Annotated in this window: 13 protein-coding genes; 6 read left to right on the top strand and 7 right to left on the bottom strand. The window is 71.7% G+C overall.

All coding sequences use genetic code 11. The annotated features are described in order from the left end of the window. Positions 1-3,888: an ATP-dependent RNA helicase HrpA gene (hrpA, locus tag EWH70_RS33340; RefSeq protein WP_130479566.1), complete on the top strand. Its 3,888-nt coding sequence runs from the start codon at positions 1-3 to the stop codon at positions 3,886-3,888. A 107-nt stretch (positions 3,889-3,995) separates the two neighbouring features. Here the strand turns inward: hrpA and EWH70_RS33335 are convergent, their stop codons facing one another. Next, positions 3,996-5,645: a bifunctional 3'-5' exonuclease/DNA polymerase gene (locus tag EWH70_RS33335; RefSeq protein WP_130479565.1), complete on the bottom strand. Its 1,650-nt coding sequence runs from the start codon at positions 5,643-5,645 to the stop codon at positions 3,996-3,998. Between the two features lie 106 nt (positions 5,646-5,751). Between EWH70_RS33335 and EWH70_RS33330 the strand changes: the two genes are divergently transcribed. After that, a complete protein-coding gene (locus tag EWH70_RS33330; protein WP_130479564.1) occupies positions 5,752-7,368 on the top strand; it encodes an acyl-CoA synthetase in 1,617 nt (538 codons plus the stop codon). A 13-nt stretch (positions 7,369-7,381) separates the two neighbouring features. On the opposite strand, the gene EWH70_RS33325 is transcribed toward EWH70_RS33330, so the two are convergent. Then, a complete protein-coding gene (locus EWH70_RS33325) occupies positions 7,382-8,269 on the bottom strand; it encodes a hypothetical protein (protein ID WP_130479563.1) in 888 nt (295 codons plus the stop codon). A 213-nt stretch (positions 8,270-8,482) separates the two neighbouring features. Here EWH70_RS33325 and EWH70_RS33320 point away from each other — a divergent pair, with 213 nt between their 5' ends. The 3 genes from EWH70_RS33320 to EWH70_RS33310 all read left to right on the top strand — a co-directional run bounded on the left by EWH70_RS33320 (position 8,483) and on the right by EWH70_RS33310 (position 11,188). Next, positions 8,483-9,673: a S8 family peptidase gene (locus EWH70_RS33320; RefSeq protein ID WP_130479562.1), complete on the top strand. Its 1,191-nt coding sequence runs from the start codon at positions 8,483-8,485 to the stop codon at positions 9,671-9,673. A 121-nt stretch (positions 9,674-9,794) separates the two neighbouring features. Further along, positions 9,795-10,544, top strand: a complete 750-nt coding sequence (locus EWH70_RS33315) for an SDR family oxidoreductase (protein ID WP_130479561.1) — start codon at positions 9,795-9,797, stop codon at positions 10,542-10,544. After that, positions 10,544-11,188 carry a histidine phosphatase family protein gene (locus tag EWH70_RS33310; protein ID WP_130479560.1) on the top strand — a complete coding sequence of 215 codons (645 nt, stop codon included), beginning with the start codon at positions 10,544-10,546 and terminating at the stop codon, positions 11,186-11,188. The genes EWH70_RS33315 and EWH70_RS33310 overlap by 1 nt, the downstream gene beginning before the upstream one ends. Here EWH70_RS33310 and EWH70_RS33305 read toward each other — a convergent pair. The 5 genes from EWH70_RS33305 to EWH70_RS33285 form a co-directional block, all read right to left on the bottom strand. Further along, the gene (locus tag EWH70_RS33305; RefSeq protein ID WP_130479559.1) at positions 11,175-11,798 is read right to left on the bottom strand and encodes a TetR/AcrR family transcriptional regulator; all 624 of its coding nucleotides are present in this window, start codon (positions 11,796-11,798) and stop codon (positions 11,175-11,177) included. The two genes, EWH70_RS33310 and EWH70_RS33305, sit on opposite strands and share 14 nt — an antisense overlap. Positions 11,799-11,983: 185 nt before the next feature. Further along, a complete protein-coding gene (locus EWH70_RS33300) occupies positions 11,984-12,793 on the bottom strand; it encodes a sugar phosphate isomerase/epimerase family protein (protein ID WP_130479558.1) in 810 nt (269 codons plus the stop codon). Between the two features lies 1 nt (position 12,794). After that, positions 12,795-13,952, bottom strand: coding sequence for a dihydrodipicolinate synthase family protein (locus tag EWH70_RS33295; RefSeq protein WP_130479557.1), 1,158 nt, complete (start codon positions 13,950-13,952; stop codon positions 12,795-12,797). Between the two features lie 73 nt (positions 13,953-14,025). Beyond that, positions 14,026-15,180 carry a mandelate racemase/muconate lactonizing enzyme family protein gene (locus tag EWH70_RS33290; protein ID WP_130479556.1) on the bottom strand — a complete coding sequence of 385 codons (1,155 nt, stop codon included), beginning with the start codon at positions 15,178-15,180 and terminating at the stop codon, positions 14,026-14,028. After that, complete coding sequence (locus EWH70_RS33285) at positions 15,177-16,208, bottom strand: LacI family DNA-binding transcriptional regulator (RefSeq protein ID WP_130479555.1); 1,032 nt, start codon at positions 16,206-16,208, stop codon at positions 15,177-15,179. Before EWH70_RS33285 ends, EWH70_RS33290 begins: the two co-directional genes overlap by 4 nt. A gap of 126 nt (positions 16,209-16,334) precedes the next feature. Here EWH70_RS33285 and EWH70_RS33280 point away from each other — a divergent pair, with 126 nt between their 5' ends. Beyond that, positions 16,335-17,213, top strand: a complete 879-nt coding sequence (locus EWH70_RS33280) for an ABC transporter permease (protein WP_130479554.1) — start codon at positions 16,335-16,337, stop codon at positions 17,211-17,213. The last annotated feature ends 5 nt before the right edge of the window (positions 17,214-17,218 follow it).

Genomic DNA, 17,218 nt, shown 5'->3' with positions numbered 1-17,218 from the left:
ATGTCTGCTTCCCCCTCCCTCGGCGAGCTGCGTGCCCGCCTGCCCGAACTCATGCTGCGCGACCAGTCCCGGCTGCGCAGGCGGCTCGACGGCGCCCGCAAGGCCCGCGACCGCGACCAGGTGCTGGCCAGGATCGCCGCCGACGTCGCCGAGTCCGAGCTGCGCGTGCGGCGCAGGCGGGAAGCCGTGCCGAAGATCACCTACCCGGCGGAACTGCCGGTCAGCCAGCGGCGGGACGACCTCATCGACGCCATCCGCGACAACCAGGTGGTGATCGTCGCGGGGGAGACCGGGTCGGGCAAGACCACCCAGCTGCCCAAGATCTGCCTGGAGCTGGGACTGGGCGTCCGCGGGCAGATCGGGCACACCCAGCCGCGGCGGCTGGCCGCCCGCACCGTCGCCGAGCGCATCGCCGAGGAACTGGACACCCCGGTCGGCGAGGCCGTCGGCTACCAGGTGCGGTTCACCGACCAGTCCGGCGCGGACACGCTGGTCAAGCTGATGACCGACGGCATCCTGCTCGCCGAGATCCAGAACGACCGGATGCTGCGCCGCTACGACACGCTGATCATCGACGAGGCCCACGAGCGCAGCCTCAACATCGACTTCATCCTCGGCTACCTCAAGCAGCTGCTGCCACGCCGGCCCGACCTCAAGGTCGTCATCACCTCGGCCACCATCGACCCCGAGCGGTTCTCCCGGCACTTCGACGGCGCGCCGATCGTCGAGGTGTCCGGCCGCACCTACCCGGTCGAGGTGCGTTACCGGCCGATCGTCGACGACAGCCTGCCCGACTACGACAAGGACCGCGACCAGACCCAGGCCATCCTGGACGCCGTCGACGAGCTGGCCGCCGAGGGCCCCGGCGACATCCTGGTGTTCCTGTCCGGCGAGCGGGAGATCCGCGACACCGCCGACGCGCTGAACCGGCAGAACCTGCGCAACACGGAAGTTCTGCCGCTCTACGCGCGGCTGTCCGCGGGCGAGCAGCACCGGGTGTTCCAGCGGCACACCGGCAGGCGGATCGTGCTGGCCACCAACGTCGCCGAGACGTCGCTGACCGTGCCGGGAATCAAGTACGTCATCGACCCCGGCACGGCCCGGATCTCCCGCTACAGCAACCGCACCAAGGTGCAGCGGCTGCCGATCGAGCCGGTGTCGCAGGCCTCGGCCAACCAGCGCAAGGGCCGCTGCGGCCGGACCTCCGACGGCATCTGCGTCCGGCTCTACTCCGAGGACGACTTCCTCGCCCGGCCGGAGTTCACCGACCCGGAGATCCTGCGGACCAACCTGGCCTCGGTCATCCTGCAGATGACCACGCTCGGGCTGGGTGACGTCGCGGCGTTCCCGTTCGTCGAGCCGCCCGACCGCAGGCAGGTCGCCGACGGTGTCGCGCTGCTGCAGGAACTGGGTGCGTTCGAGCCCGGTGTCACCGACGTCCACAAGCGACTGACGCCGATCGGGCGCAAGCTCGCCCAGCTGCCGGTCGACCCCAGGATGGGCCGGATGGTACTGGCGGCCAAGAACGCCGGCTGCGTGCGCGAGGTGATGATCATCGCCGCCGCACTGTCCATCCAGGACCCCAGGGAACGACCTGCCGACCGGCAGGAGGCGGCACAGCAGCAGCACGCCAGGTTCACCGACAAGACGTCGGACTTCATGGCCTACCTGAACCTGTGGGAGTACCTGCGCGAGCAGCAGAAGACCCTGTCCGGCAACCAGTTCCGCAGGCTGTGCCGCAACGAGTTCCTCAACTACCTGCGGGTCCGCGAGTGGCAGGACATCTACAGCCAGCTTCGGCAGCTGGCCAAGCCGCTGGGCGTCACGCTGAACTCGCAGGCCGCCGACCCGCAGAGCGTGCACACCGCGCTGGCCGCCGGCCTGCTCTCGCACATCGGCGTCAAGGACGCCGAGAAGGGCGACTACCTCGGCGCGCGGGGCGCGCGGTTCTCGGTGTTCCCCGGCTCGGCGTTGTTCCGCAAGCAGCCGCGGTTCGTCATGTCGGCCGAGCTGGTGGAGACCTCGAAGCTGTGGGGCAGGGTCAACGCCCGCGTCGAGCCGGAGTGGATCGAGCCGCTGGCCGGGCACCTGGTGAAGCGCCAGTACTCCGAGCCGCACTGGGAACGCAAGCAGGCCGCGGTGATCGCGCTGGAACGGGTCACCCTGTACGGGGTGCCGCTGGTGGCCGGGCGGCGGGTCAACTACGGCCGGATCGAGCCGGAACTGTGCCGGGAGCTGTTCATCCGGCACGCGCTGGTGGACGGCGACTGGCAGACCCACCACCGGTTCTTCGGCCAGAACCGGGCGCTGCTGGCCGAGGTCGAGGACCTGGAGAACCGGGCCCGGCGCCGGGACATCCTCGTCGACGACGAGACGCTGTTCGAGTTCTACGACGCGCGCATCCCCGCCGACGTGGTGTCCGGGCGGCACTTCGACAGCTGGTGGAAGAAGGCCCGGCACGAGCAGCCCGACCTGCTCAACTTCGAGAAGTCGATGCTGGTCAACGAGCGTGCCGCCGAGGTCAGCGCCACCGACTTCCCCGACGAGTGGGCGCAGGGCACGCTGCGGTTCGCCCTGACCTACCAGTTCGAGCCGGGCGCCGACGCCGACGGCGTCACCGTGCACGTCCCGCTCGCCGTGCTCAACCAGGTCACGCCGGACGGCTTCGACTGGCAGGTACCCGGGCTGCGGCAGGAACTGGTGACCGCGCTGATCAAGTCGCTGCCCAAGCCGACCCGGCGCAACCTGGTGCCCGCGCCGGACACCGCCGCCGCGGTGCTGGCCGGTGCCGACCCAGCCCGCGGCCCGCTGCTGGACGTGTTGTCCGACGAGCTGGCGCGGCTGCGCGGCGTCGACGTGCCGCCGGAGGCGTGGCAACCCGGCGCCGTGGCCGACCACCTGCGGATGACGTTCCGCGTCGTCGACGAGCGGGGCCGCCGGGTCGCCGAGGGCAAGGACCTCGGCGCGCTGAAGGACAAGCTGACCAGCAAGGTGCGGGAGAGCATCTCGGCCGCCGCGGACAGCGTCGAGCGGGCGGGGCTGCGTACCGCCGACTTCGGTGAGCTGCCCACGGTGTTCCAGCGCGAGCAGCGCGGGCTGGAGGTCAAGGCGTACCCGGCGCTGGTCGACGAGGGCGACTCGGTGGCGGTGCGGATGCTGGACACCCCGGCGCAGCAGCGGCACGCCATGTGGGCCGGAACCCGCAAGCTGCTGCGGCTGAACCTGCCCTCGCCGATGAAGTACCTGAGCCGGGGCCTGGGCAACCAGGCCAAGCTGGTGCTGGGCCGCAACCCGCACGGCAGCGTCGCGGCGCTGCTGGAGGACTGCGTGGACTGCGCGGTCGACAAGCTGATGGCCGAAGCGGGCGGTCCGTCCTACTCGGACACCGGGTTCGCCGATCTGCTGGCGGCGGTGCGGGCGCGGCTCAACCCGACGGCGCTGGCGGTGCTGCACGAGGTCGAGCGGGCGTTGCGTGCCGCGCACGCCGTCGAGGCGGCGCTGCCCGACCGCGACCCCCCGGCGCTCGCGGCGTCGCTGGCCGACATCCGCGCGCACCTGGCCGAGCTGGTCCACCCGGGGTTCGTCACCGAGACCGGGTACGACCGGCTGCCGGACCTGCCGCGGTACCTGCGGGGCATCGAGCTGCGGCTGGAGAAGCTGCCGCGCGACCCCGGCCGGGACGCCGAGCGGCAGCGCGAGGTCGAGTGGGTGGCCGGGGAGTACCGCGCGGTGCTCGGCGCCCAGCCGAAGGGGACCGCGTCACCGGAGCTGGCAGGCATCCGGTGGATGATCGAGGAACTGCGGGTCAGCTTCTTCGCCCAGACCCTCGGTACCGCGCACCCGGTGTCGGTCAAGCGCATCGTGAAGGCCTTCGACGCGCTCGCCTGAGGGGGGCCGAAGTACCCCAATGCCACATTGGGGGAGTTCAAGTTCCCCAATGCCACATTGGGGAACTTGAACGCAACGGATGCCGCATTGGCGCCGTCCCCGCGGGGCTACTTCGCGTCGGCGTAGGTGTCGACGGCGGCGATGTGCAGCGGGAAGCGGACCGGGCAGGCCTGCCCGAACACCAGCGCGGCCGTGTCCGCCACCGCGGTCTCGACGCACTCGCGGGCGGCGTCGGCCAGCTCGGCAGGGGCGTGCACGAGCACTTCGTCGTGCTGGAAGAACACCAGATGTGCCGGGGCGGGCAGCCGCTGCCGCAGCAACGCCAGCAGCACCGCGGTCCAGTCGGCCGCGCTGGCCTGCACGACGAAGTTGCGGGTGAACCGGCCCCAGTTCTTCGCCGCCTGCCGGGCCTGGGCGCTCTCCGCCGCCCCGCCGGTGAGCGCCCGCCACGCCGCCGACGGCGACGGCGACACCCGGCCCAGCCGGGAGCGCACCCGCTCACCCCGCTCCCCGGCCAGCGCCGCGTGCTCCACATAGGACACCGCGACCGGGAACCGCTGGCGCAGCACCGCCAGCAGCGGCCCCGCCTCGCCGGACGTACCGCCGTACATCGCCGACAGCATGGCGATCTTGGCCTTGCCGCGGTCCTTGCCCGGGTCCTCGCGGACCGTGCCGGCGAACATCACCTCCGCCAAGCTGGTGTACAGGTCGGTGGCCGCGGACACCTCCGCCAGCCTGCGGTCGCCGGACAGCGCCGCGAGCACCCTCGGCTCCAGCTGCGCGGCGTCGGCCACCACCAGCTTCCAGCCGGGATCGGCCCGGACACAGCCGCGCAGGGTGCGCGGAATCTGCAGCGCCGACCCGCCGCGGCTGGCCCACCGGCCGGACACCACGCCGCCCACGACGTACACCGGCCGGAAGCGCCGGTCACGCACCCACGCGTCCAGCCACGCCCAGCCGGTGGCCGAGTGCAGCCGGGCCAGCTCCTTGTACTCCAGCAGCGGTGCGACGGCCGGGTGGTCTATCTCGCGCAGCACGTGTGCCCGCGCCGACGGCACGTCGATCCCGGCGTGCGCGAACGCCTTGACCACGGTGGCCGGGTTGTCCGGGTTCACCGGCTTGCCGAACGCCTCGGCGATCCGGTCGACCAGCTCCACCAGCTTGCGCGGCCGGTGGCCGCTGGGTACCCGCGGCCCGAGCAGGCCGGTCAGCAGCGTGTCGTGCGCGGCCGCGTCCCAGGGCAGCCCGTCGTGGGACATCTCCGCCGCCGCCAGCCCGCACGCCGACTCGGCCGCGACCAGCAGCCGCAGCCGCTCCGGATGCTCGGCGGCGGCGACCCTGGCCTCCTGCCCGGCGGCCACCTCCCCGGCGGCCGCGGCGACGGTCACCCCCGGCGGCAAGCCGGTGCCGCGCGGGTCGAACAACGCCGGCTGGTCGTCACCCGCCGGTTCCGGCGGGTCCTCCGGCGGCACCCGGTCGTGCGCCCGCGCCCAGGCCGCGGCCAGGCTCCTCGGCTCGCCGGACCGGCCCTCGGCGGCCAGCAGCAACCCCTCGGTGAGCGCGATGTCGTGGCAGCGGTGCAGCCGCACTCCGGCCCGCAGCAGCACCGGGTACACCTGCGCCGCCGAGGGCAGGATCCAGCGCGGCCGGTGCTCGCGCTCCAGCTCGGCGACCCGCCGCACCAGTTCCGCGGTGTCCAGGACCACGCCGTCGAGCGAGTAGACGCCCTCACGTTCGCAGGCCAGCACAATCCGCACCCCGGAATTGTGCCTTCACGCACTGACATTCCCCGCGTGTCTGGCCGGACCCCCGGTCGTTGTCATACCGTCGGTATCCAGAAGGTCGACGGTGACGGAGGTAGGCATGCCCGGCGTGGCGGATCTGGCGACGAAGGTGGCGGACACGGTACGCAGCGTCGAGGTGATGTGGCGGGCGGGCCTGGTCCCGTTCCCGCGGCTGGACGAGGGGCTGCGGTCGATCGCGGCGGTCCGCCGGTTCGGCCCGTTCGCCGGAGCGGCCCAGATCGCCTCCCGCCGCGACTCCACCGCCGTCGGGCTGATCGACGAGCTGGGCCCGCTGACGTTCAAGCAGCTCGACGCCCGCTCCAACGCACTGGCCAGGGCGTTCGCCCAGCGCGGGATCGGCCAGGGCTCGATGGTCGCCGCGCTGTGCCGGGACCACCGCGGCCTGGTCACCGCGATGATGGCCACCGGCAAGCTCGGCGCCCGCCTGCTGCTGATGAACACCGGGTTCTCCGCACCGCAGCTCGCCGACGTCGCCGCCAGAGAGAAGGTCACCGCGCTGCTCTACGACGAGGAGTTCACCGGCCTGCTCAGCGCCGTCGACGGCTCGGTGGAGCGCTACCTGGCCTGGGTCGACTCCAGCGGCGAGCACGACGTGCCGGTGCTGGACGAGCTGATCGCCAGCACCGACGACCGGCCGGTGCCCGTCCCGGACCGGCCGGGCGGATTCGTGCTGCTGACCAGCGGCACCACCGGCACACCCAAGGGCGCGCCCCGGCCGGAGGTCTCGGCGCTGGCGTCGGCCCAGTTCCTCGACCGCGTCCCGCTGCGGGTGGGGGAGAGCACCTACATGGCGGCGCCGCTGTTCCACGGCACCGGCCTGTCGCAGTTCATCCTGTCCTTCGCGCTGGGCTCCACCGTCGTCACCCGCCGCCGGTTCGACCCCGAGGCGACGCTGGCCGGGATCGCCGAGCACCGGTGCACGGCGCTGGTGGTCGTGCCGACCATGCTGCAGCGCATCATCGACCTCGGCCCCGAGGTGCTGGCCAGGTACGACACGTCGTCGCTGCGGATCGTCTTCGCCGCGGGCTCCGCGCTCTCGCCCGACCTGGGCAACCGGACCACCGAGGCGTTCGGCGAGGTGCTGCACAACCTGTACGGCTCCACCGAGTGCGCGGTGGCCACCGTGGCCACCCCGCGGGACTGGCGGGAGGCGCCGGGCACGGTCGGCAAGCCGCCGGTCGGTTGCCGGGTCGAGCTCTACGACGACGCCGGCAACCGGATCACCGAGCCGGAGGTGACCGGGCGGGTGTTCGTCGGCAGCGGGCTGAGCTTCACCGGCTACACCGACGGGCGGAACAAGGAGATGATCAACGGCCTGCTCTCCACCGGCGACGTCGGCCACTTCGACGCCGAGGGCAGGCTGTTCATCGACGGCCGCGACGACGAGATGATCGTCTCCGGCGGCGAGAACGTGTTCCCCATCGAGGTGGAGAACCTGCTGGTCGAGCACCCCGAGGTGCTGGAGGCCGCCGTGCTCGGCGTACCGGACGAGGAGTTCGGCCAGCGGCTCAAGGCGTTCGTCGTGCTGGCCGAGGGCTCCACGCTGGACGCCGACGCCGTGCGTGCCCACGTGAAGGCGAACCTGGCCAGGTACAAGGTGCCGCGCGAGGTGGTCTTCCTCGACGAACTGCCGCGCAACGCCACCGGCAAGGTGCTGCGCCGGGAGCTGTCGTAACCGGCCGGCTACCCTACGAAGGTAGGTCGTCCGACCACTCGATTCCGAACACCCCGGGCCCGAAGTCGAGCGCGACCGCGTGGACGGCCCCCGCGTCGTCCACGGTGAGCTCCCTGCGGCCCGGCCGGGTGGTGCTGTACTGCCAGTAGGAGCGGCTGCCCGGCTCGCCGGCGTGCACGATCTCGACGAGGTATTCGTGCACCGTCGTGCGGAATTCGCGGAAATGCGCGGCACGGTCCGGCTGCGGCTGGTCGATCTCGTATTCGACGAGCTGCGTGTCGCCCTTGCCGACCGGCCGGTCGAAAAGGAGTTCGGCGACGGTGAAACCGGCGTCGGCGTGGACCTCGGTCTCGCCGATCCGGCAGTTGCGCTGGGCGCTCAGCAGCGGCGTGTTGTGCCCGTGGTCGTAGACCAGCGGCCAGCGGACCTGGCCGTCGGTGGTGGCCCGCAGCAGGGCCCTGGCGGTGACCCGGTGACCGCCGTGCGCGTCGACGACACACCGGTCGTGCAGGCCGATCAGCGCGAGCTGGGAGCCGACGTCGGGCTCGCCGAAGCGGGCCAGTGCCGCGCGCAGCGTCCGCTCCCGCTGGCTGGTGCGCTTGCGTGGCCTGCGCCCGGTGACGCCCCGCGGGCGCGGCGGTGGCAGCAGCCCGAGCAGCGCGCCCGGGTCGAGGCCGAGAATGTCCTCCAGTGAACGGACCGCGGAAATGGAACTCTGCCGTTCCGGCTGCCGTTTGCCTGATTGCCAATAACTGAGCGCCGTCACGCTGACCGATACGCCACGCGACTGCAGCCGGGCCTGCACACGGTCCAGGCTGAGCCCGCTGCCGGAAATGGCGGACCGCAGCGCGGCGGAGAACGCGTCGTCCGGCTGCCCGGAGCCGAGCCGTTCCACCGACATGCCGCGCGGTCCCCCTTCGGTAACGATAAGGACAACGTTAGCAGTGATCTGTAACGCTCGTGATCAGGTCCGAGCGGCCAGCGATTGGGCCATTCGGTCTAGTCGGTTAGGTCTTGTCGGACCAGTACTGGTAACTGTGAAACATTGCCGGGCGGATTCGCGCCGGGATTGCATTGCTGCCACGCAACCAGGTCGGGATCAGAAAGGCAGCTCATGGGCAACTCCCAGTTCCGCCGCCGCGCGATGGTCGGTATCGCCGCGGCCGGTGTGACCGCCACGGTCGCCGCACTCACGGCGATGCCGGCGCAGGCCGAGGGCGAGATCCGCGCCGCCGACAGCGCCACCGCGGTCGCCGGAAGCTACATCGTGGTCCTGAAGGACGGCCCCGCGGCCGCCAGTGTGCAGGCGCAGGCCGACGGCCTCGCCGCCCGCTACGGCACGCAGGTCACCAGCACCTACGGCACGGCGCTGCGCGGGTTCGCCACGCACGCCACCGAGGAGCAGGCCAAGCGCCTCGCCGCCGACGGCAGCGTCGCGTTCGTGACGCAGAACCAGCGTCTGCACGTCACCGACACCCAGCCGGACCCGCCGTCGTGGGGCCTGGACCGGGTGGACCAGAAGGACCTGCCGCTGGACAAGAAGTACAACTACGCCACCAAGGCCGACAACGTCACCGCCTACATCATCGACACCGGTGTGCAGGCCGACCACCCGACGTTCGGCGGCCGCGTCGGCCCGGGCAAGGACTTCATCGACAACGACGAGGACCCGGCCGACGGCCACGGCCACGGCACGCATGTCGCCGGCACCGTGGGCGGCAACGAGTTCGGTCTGGCCAAGGGCGTGAAGCTGGTCGGCGTCCGGGTGCTCGACGACAACGGCAGCGGCACGACCGAGCAGGTCGTCGGCGGCATCGACTGGGTCGCCCAGAACGCCAAGGGCCCGTCGGTGGCCAACATGAGCCTGGGTGGCGGCGCGGACGACGCCCTCGACCAGGCCGTGAAGGGCGCCGTCGGCAAGGGCATCACGTTCGCGGTGGCCGCGGGTAACGACTCCCGGGACGCCAAGGACTTCTCGCCCGCCCGCGTGGCCGAGGCCCTGACCGTCGCCTCCAGTGACGACCAGGACGCCCAGTCGACGTTCTCCAACTTCGGCGAGATCGTGGACATCTACGCTCCGGGCACGGACATCACCTCGTCCTGGAACGACGGCAAGTCCAAGACGATCAGCGGCACCTCGATGGCCACCCCGCACGTCGCGGGCGCGGCGGCGCTGTACCTGGCCGCCAACGCGGAGGCCACCCCGGCGCAGGTCGCCGAGGCGCTGACCGGCGCGGCCACGCCGGACAAGATCACCAACCCGGGCGCGGGCACGCCGAACAAGCTGCTCTACACCGGCCAGTGATCCTGCTGGTCCCCTAGGGCACAAAGCACGTGAAGGCCACCTTCACTACGTCTCACGTAATGAAGGTGGCCTTCACGTGCTTTCTCTTGCACTGAAGTTACCGGCGGGTAGGGTGTCGGGCATGAGCGTGCGGAAGAACATCGTGATCACCGGCGCCAGTTCCGGGCTCGGCGAGGGGATGGCGCGGCGGTTCGCCGCCATGGGCCGCGACCTCGGCCTGTGTGCCCGCCGCACCGGCCGGCTCGACGAGCTGGCCGCCGAGCTGCGGGAGCGGCACGGCGTGGCCGTGCACACCCGCACGCTCGACGTCACCGACCACGACGCGGTGTTCACGGTGTTCGGCGAGTTCCGCGAGGAGCTGGGCACGCTGGACCGCGTGGTGATCAACGCCGGGCTCGGCAAGGGCCAGCCCATCGGGACCGGCCGGTTCGACGCCAACGCCCAGACCGTGCGCACCAACTTCCTCGGCGCGCTGGCCCAGGCCGAGGCCGCCGTCGAGATCTTCCGTGAGCAGCGGGCCGGGCACCTGGTGATGGTGTCGTCGTTCAGCGGCCTGCGCGGCATGCCCCGCAACATGACCGCCTACGCCGCGTCGAAGGCGGGCGCGTCGACGCTGGCCGAGGGCATCCGCGCCGACCTGCACCGCACGCCCATCAAGGTGACCACGCTGCTGCCCGGCTACATCGAGTCGGAGATGACCGCGCGCAGCGGCCGCACGCCGCTGCTCACCGGCGCCGACGCCGGTGCCCGGGCGCTGGTGAAGGCCATCGAGCGGGAGCCGGCCAGAGCGTTCGTGCCGGCCTGGCCGTGGGCGCCGCTCAGCCTGGCGGTGCGGGCCGTTCCGGCCGGCCTGCTGCGGCGGTTCGCCTGATGGGCGCGATCTACCTGGTCCGGCACGGGCAGGCGTCGTTCGGCGCCGCCGACTACGACAAGCTATCCGCCCGCGGCGCCGAACAGGCCGCGGTGGCCGGCGCCGAGCTGACCCGCCGCGGGCTGCCGCTGACGGCCGCGCGCTGCGGCACGCTGGCCCGCCAGCGGGACACCGCGACCCAGGCACTGGGTGAGGCCGAGGTGATCACCGACCCGAGGTGGAACGAGTACGACCACGTCGACATCGCCCGGCACCACGGCGGTGGCGTCGCGCAGGACAGCGCCGACCCCCGGGCGTTCCAGCACATGCTGGACGCGGCGCTGGGGGAGTGGGTGCGGGCGGGCGAGGACAGCCCGTGCGCGGAGACCTGGCCCGCGTTCCTCGCGCGGGTGCGCGGGGCGCTGGACGATCTGGTCGCGGCGCTGGGCAGGGGTGAGCACGGGGTGGCGTTCACCTCGGGCGGGGTGATCTCCACGCTGTGCGGGTCGCTGCTGGGCTCGGCGGAGACCGGGCTGCTCACGCTGAACCGGGTGACCGTCAACGCGGGGATCAGCAAGCTGGTGTCCGGCCGCAGCGGGCTGAGCCTGCTGTCGTTCAACGAGCACGCGCACCTGGACGGTACCGAGCTGCTCACCTACCGCTAGGCGCGATCTCCGGGAAGACGTCGCTGACCAGCGTGAACAGCGACTTCGACAGCAGCGCGTGCACCTGGTCGCGGTTCAGCGAGCCGCGCACCAGCCACTCGCGGCCGGCCGCCTTGACCATGCCGGCGTAGGCGCGGACGACGGCGTTGAGTTCCTCGGAGCGGTGGTGATGGGTGAAGCCGACGGCTTCCAGCACGCGGTCGGCCGACTCGCGGTCGGCCTCCTCGAGGATCTGTTCCACCTCGGCGTCGCGCCCGATGCCCTCCGGCGCGATGGCGGCCAGCCACATCTTCTCCTGGCGGGTCACCATGTCCAGGAACCAGTCGACGGCCGCCGACAGCCGCGTCTCCAGGCTGCCCTCCGGCAGCATCTCGACCGCGAACTGCGGAACGGTCAGGGCACGCTTGACGACGGCCAGATACAGCTGGCGTTTCGTGCCGAAATAGTGGTTGATCAACCCGCGGGCGACGCCCGCCGCCGCCGCGATGTCCGATGTGGACACATCGGCGTAGGGCCGTTGGCCGAAGAGGGCGGCGGCACAGGCGAAGATCTGTTCCCTGCGTTCGTCCGGTTCGAGTCTTCGCCACTTGGGTGCGGAATCCGCGCTCATGGCGGTCATTTTTACACGACCTGGCAACCTGGCAGGAATCTCCTGCGCATTGTCTAGTACTGGCGAGTAATAGAAAATGCATTAGTCAGCGGTGTTTCGCCTTGTCAGACGGGTTCCGCCGACCGGAACCGGCCAGAACTCGATCGTGCCGATGCACGTGCTGACGATTGTGCGTGCCTGCGGAGTCAGGCCACGTGGTCGCGGTAGGCGGCGATGGTCTCGGCGAGCACCTCGCCGCCGGGGCGGCTCCACAGCTCGGCGTTGAACACCTCGACCTCGATCGGGCCGGTGTAGCCCGCCGCGTCGACACACGCCTTGAGGTGCCGGTGATCGATCGGCCCGTCGCCGGGCAGGGCCCTGCCGAGCAGGGTGTCGGTCAGCGGCACCAGCTGGTCGCATACGTGGAACCCGGCGATCCGCCCGGCCGCCTTGGCGATCGACTCCTCGATGCGCGGGTCCCACCAGACGTGGAACTCGTCGACCACCACGCCGACGGCCTCGGCCGGGTACGGCTCGGCCAGCGTCAGCGCCTGGTCCACAGTGGACAACACGGAACGCTCCGCGCACTGCATGGGATGCAACGGCTCCAGCCCCAGTCGCACGCCCCGGTCCAGCGCCTGCGGCACGAGCGCGTCCACCGCGTCGGCCACCGCGCGCCGCGACGCCGCCAGGTCACCGCCCGCGACGCCGCCCACCACGAGTACCAGCACCTCCGCGCCCAGCCGCGCCGCCTCGTCGATCGCCTCCCGGGTCTGCGCCAGACCGTCCACAGCGGACCCGTCCGGCTGCACGCCGGTGAAGAAACCCCCACGGCACAACGAGGACACCCGCAGGCCGTGCTCGGCGACCAGGCGGGCCGCCTCGTCGACGCCGACCTCGGCGACCTTGTCCCGCCACAGCGCGATCCAGCCGACACCGGACTCCGCGCAGCCGCGCACCGCCTCCGGCAGCGACCACGACTTGGTGGTGATCTGGTTCAGGCTCAAGCGATCCATGTCACGCCACCCCCGCCGCGGCCAGCAGCGGCCGCATCCGTTCGACGGCCAGTTCCGGATCGCTCAGCACCCCGGCGGCGTCGGCCAGCCGCAGGACGTCGGACAGGTGCACGATCGAGCGCGCCGACTCCAGCCCGCCGATCATCCGGAAGTGCTTCTGGTGCCCCATCAGGTACGCCAGGAACACCACGCCCACCTTGTAGTGCCGGGTCGGCGCCCGGAAGATCTCCCGCGACAATGCCACGGTCGGGTCCAGCAGCCGGTGGAACCCGGCGGTGTCACCGGCGTCGAGCCGGTTCAGCGCCGCCCCCGCGACGCGCGCGATCGGGTCGAAGATGCCCAGCAGCGCCTCGCTGTGCCCGTGCGAGTCGCCCGCGATCAGCTCCGGGTAGTTGAAGTCGTCACCGGTGTAGCAGGCCACTCCCGGCGGCAGCGACCGGCGGAACTCGGTCTCCACCTCCGCGTCCAGCACCGACACCTTCACCCCGGCGATCACCGACGCGTGCGTGGCACACAGCTTCGCCAGCTCCGCCGCGGCCTCGCGCACGTCACCGGACCCCCAGTAACCGGCCAGTGCCGGGTCGAACTGCTCGCCCAGCCAGTGCAGCAGCACCGGGCCGGACGCGCCGGTCAGCAGCCTGCCGTAGGCGTCGTGGTAGTCGTCCGGGCCCTTCGCCGCGGCCGCCAGCGCGCGGCTGGCCATGACGACCGGGATCGCACCCTCGCCGGCCACCAGCTCCAGCTGCTCACGCCAGGCGTCGACGATCGCCTCGATGCTGGCCGGTCCCGGCGGCAGCTGGTCGGTCCCCACGCCGGCGCACCAGGCGCCCCCACCCGCCCGTGCCTCCGCGCCGGTCCGCCGGATCAGCTGACGCGTCGCCGTCCAGTCCAGCCCCATGCCGCGCTGCGCGGTGTCCATCGCCTCGGCGACCCCGAGCCCGCACGACCACAGGTGGTGCCGGAAGGCCAGCGTGGTGTCCCAGTCCACGGTCACCGTCTGCCCGGGATCCCACGGCGCGAGCGGGTCGGCGACCACGTGGGCGGCCGCGTACACGGTGCGGGACGTGACCGGCCCCGGTGCGGGCACGCCGGTGCCGCGCCGGGTGGGGGTCCACGGTTCCAGCGTGTGTTCGCGGGTAGGCAACAGCAGAGTGGTCATAGCGGCTCCTACGCTTGAAAGCGCTTTCTGGTTCACCACGGTAAGGCCCGGTGGCCAACATCGACAAGGGGTTCTAGGGAACTCCACAGGAGAGAACGTCCACGGCCAGCTCCCGCACGACCGCCTCGTCCACCTCGACACCGAGCCCCGGGCCGGCAGGCACCTCGGCGACGCCGTCGCGGATCCGCACGGTCTCGCCGGTGGCGTAGACCGAGTCGACGAACTGCCTGCCGTTGAGGTCGACCGGGATGTCGATGCCGTACGCGGCGAACAGGTGCACCGACGCGGCCAGCCCGACGTCGGAGTCGGTCAGCCCGGAGCCCATCAGCCGCACGCCGTTGTCCTCGGCCAGCGAGCACAGCCGCCGCGACAGTGTCAGCCCGGCGTTGCGCTGCACCTTGGCGATGGCGATGTCGACGGCCTCCAGCCGGGTGAACGTCGCCAGGTCCGACGGGTGCCGCAGGCTCTCGTCGAGTGCCACCGGTACCGGGCAGTCCCGGCACAGCCTGCGCAGGCCGACCACGTCGTTGGCGGGCACCGGCTGCTCGAACGCGTGGACGTCCAGTGTGGACAGTTCACGGGCCACCCGCAGTGCGACGTCGGGGGCGTAACCCTGGTTGGCGTCCACCCACAGCGGCGCGTCCGGCGCGGCGTCGCGCACCGCCCGGACGACGGCCAGGTCGGTGGGCACGTCGTGCAGGCCGATCTTGACCTTGAACGCCGAGTACCCGGCCTCGGTGCCCTCGGCGACCCGGTCGGCGACCTCGGCAGGGGACTGGCCGGACACCATCCAGCCCAGCGGGACGGTCTCCGCCCGGCGCTGCCCCCACAGCACCCCGACCGGAACGCCGATCGCCTTGCCGAGCAGGTCGTGCAGCGCGACGTCCACCCCGGCCCGCGCCAGCGGCGCGCCGATGCTGAACCCGCGGTTGATGGCCCGGTCGAACGCCCGGTTGATCCGGTCGAGGTCCCAGCACGGCAGGCCGAGGATGGCGGGCGCCAGGTAGCGGTCGATCGTGGACACGATGGACTCGGCGGTCTCGTAGGTCCACGCCGGGATCGGCGTCGACTCGCCCCAGCCGGACACCCCGTCGGCGCTGACCTTCACCAGCACCCGCAGGCTCGGCTTGCCCGCCGTCGTCACCGCGCCGCCGGACACGCCGAACGAGCGCAGCGTGGGCAGCGCGACCGCGAACGTCTCGACCCGCTCGACGACCAGCCCCTTCACTTGACGGCCGCCGTGCTCGACCGCAGCACGACCTCACCGGCCAGGCGCAGGATCCGGCTGCGGCTGCCGCGGTTGCCCTTCACCGCCAGTTCCATGGCCTTCGCTCCCAGTTCCTCGAGTGGCAGGGCCACGGTGGTCAGCGGGGGATCGAGGTCGCGTACCACCGGGATGTCGTCGAACCCGGCCAGCGACACGTCACCGGGCACCGACCGGCCGGACTCGCGCAGCGCGGTGAGCGCGCCGATCGCCATGACGTCGGTGACGGCGAAGACACACGTGGCGTCCAGCCCGTCGGTCAGCAGCCGCCGCATCGCGTCGTAACCGCCGTCGCGGGTGAACGGCCCCTCGACGATGTCGGAATCCCTCAGCTCCACGCCGTGTGCGGCCAGTTCGTCACGGAACCCGCCCAGCCGGTCGACGACGGTGGTCAGCTCCTTCGGCCCGGTCAGCACGGCGAAGCGCCGGTGCCCCTGCTCCAGCAGTGCCTTGGCCAGCTTCGCCGCGCCCTCCCGGTTCTCCGGCTGCACGGTGTCCACACGCAGGCTGCGGTGCCGGCTGACGACGGCGACCTGGCCGCCGCCACGCCGGTAGGGGTCCAGCTCGGCGGCCAGCGCGCGTTCCCAGGCCTTGTCCTCGAAACCGGACCCGATGAGCAGGATCGCCGAGGCCCGCTGCGCCCGCAGCATCGAGACGTAGGCGATCTCCTTCTGCGGATCGCGGAACGTGCTGGCCAGCATCACCAGCAGGCCGTTGTCGCCCGCCACGCGCATGATCCCCCTGGCGACGGCGGCGAAGTAGGGGTCGCTGACGTCGTGGCAGATGACGCCGACCGTCCGGTGCGACGCGCCTGCCAGCGCCTGCGCGTGCGCGTTCGGCGTGTAGGCGAGCTTTTCCGCCGCGGCGACCACCCGCTCGCGCAGATCCGACCGCACCTTGGTGGTGCCGTTGAGTGCCCGCGAGGCCGTCGCCAGCGACACCTCGGCGGCGCGTGCGACGTCTTCGAGCGTGACGTGCGGCCGTCCGTTCATTTGCTGGCTCCCTTGACCGATATGTCTACCGTGCCTACTCTACCTGAAAGCGCATTCAGAAAGCGCATTCAGGGCCTGGGAAGTGCACTTTCGGGTGCGGTGTCAGAACTGGTCGGACGGAGGGTCATGGTAACGCGAAACCCCGTGGCGCAGGCCGGTGAACCGGCGGGCGCGACCCCCGGCGGGGTGACCGAGCGAACCCGTCCCGGCACCGGTGCGCGGCTGGCCGGATTCGTGGAACGCTCCTGGCGGCCGGTCGCCGTGCTGGTGGCACTGTTCGCCGCCTGGTGGGCGGTCACCGCGGCCGGGCTGATCGAGCCCTACCTGGTGGCCTCGCCCGGTCAGACGCTCGAGGTCATCCTCGACAAACCGGACTACTTCCTGCACAGCACCTGGATCACCGCGCTGGAGACCCTGCTCGGGTTCGCCATCGCGGTCGGAGTCGGCGTGCTGGCCGCGGTCGTGATGGTGGCCTCGCCGACAGCGGAGAAGTCGCTCTACCCGCTCATGTTGTTCGCCCAGGTCATCCCCAAGATCGCCATCGCGCCGCTGTTCGTCGTGTGGCTGGGTTTCGGGCTGGAGCCCAAGATCGTCGTCGCCGTGCTGATGGCGTTCTTCCCGGTGGTGATCTCGATGGTGACCGGGCTGAAGTCGGTCGACCCGGAGATGCTGCAACTGTCGGCGACGATGGGTGCCAAGTGGCACCAGACGTTCTGGAAGATCCGGTTCCCGGCGTCGCTGCCGCACCTGTTCGCCGGGCTGAAGGTCGCGGTGACCATGGCCGTCACCGGCGCCGTGGTCGGGGAGTACGTCGGCGCGAACGAGGGCCTGGGCTACGTGATCCAGCAGGCGACCGGCAACCTCGACACGCCGACCCTGTTCGCCGGCCTGGTGATCATCTCGCTGCTCGGCGTGCTGCTGTTCGTCGTCGTGGAATGGCTCGAAGCCCTGGTGCTGCCCTGGCATGCCAGCCGGCGCACCGACAACGTCACTACAACGCTGTAGGAAGA

This window comes from Amycolatopsis suaedae (assembly GCF_004214935.1).
In the GTDB taxonomy this organism is placed as follows: Bacteria; Actinomycetota; Actinomycetes; order Mycobacteriales; family Pseudonocardiaceae; genus Amycolatopsis; species Amycolatopsis suaedae.
The sequence above is the reverse complement of the archived record's forward strand: the minus strand, read 5'-3'. Positions and strand labels throughout refer to the sequence as shown.

Coding starts and splice junctions, on each gene's coding strand:
- EWH70_RS33320 (WP_130479562.1), top strand. CDS start 8,483: ATGGGCAACTCCCAGTTCCGCCGCCGCGCGATGGTCGGTATCGCCGCG.
- EWH70_RS33315 (WP_130479561.1), top strand. CDS start 9,795: ATGAGCGTGCGGAAGAACATCGTGATCACCGGCGCCAGTTCCGGGCTC.
- EWH70_RS33285 (WP_130479555.1), bottom strand. CDS start 16,208: ATGAACGGACGGCCGCACGTCACGCTCGAAGACGTCGCACGCGCCGCC.
- EWH70_RS33295 (WP_130479557.1), bottom strand. CDS start 13,952: ATGACCACTCTGCTGTTGCCTACCCGCGAACACACGCTGGAACCGTGG.
- EWH70_RS33280 (WP_130479554.1), top strand. CDS start 16,335: ATGGTAACGCGAAACCCCGTGGCGCAGGCCGGTGAACCGGCGGGCGCG.
- EWH70_RS33300 (WP_130479558.1), bottom strand. CDS start 12,793: ATGGATCGCTTGAGCCTGAACCAGATCACCACCAAGTCGTGGTCGCTG.
- EWH70_RS33305 (WP_130479559.1), bottom strand. CDS start 11,798: ATGAGCGCGGATTCCGCACCCAAGTGGCGAAGACTCGAACCGGACGAA.
- EWH70_RS33325 (WP_130479563.1), bottom strand. CDS start 8,269: ATGTCGGTGGAACGGCTCGGCTCCGGGCAGCCGGACGACGCGTTCTCC.
- EWH70_RS33330 (WP_130479564.1), top strand. CDS start 5,752: ATGCCCGGCGTGGCGGATCTGGCGACGAAGGTGGCGGACACGGTACGC.
- hrpA (WP_130479566.1), top strand. CDS start 1: ATGTCTGCTTCCCCCTCCCTCGGCGAGCTGCGTGCCCGCCTGCCCGAA.
- EWH70_RS33310 (WP_130479560.1), top strand. CDS start 10,544: ATGGGCGCGATCTACCTGGTCCGGCACGGGCAGGCGTCGTTCGGCGCC.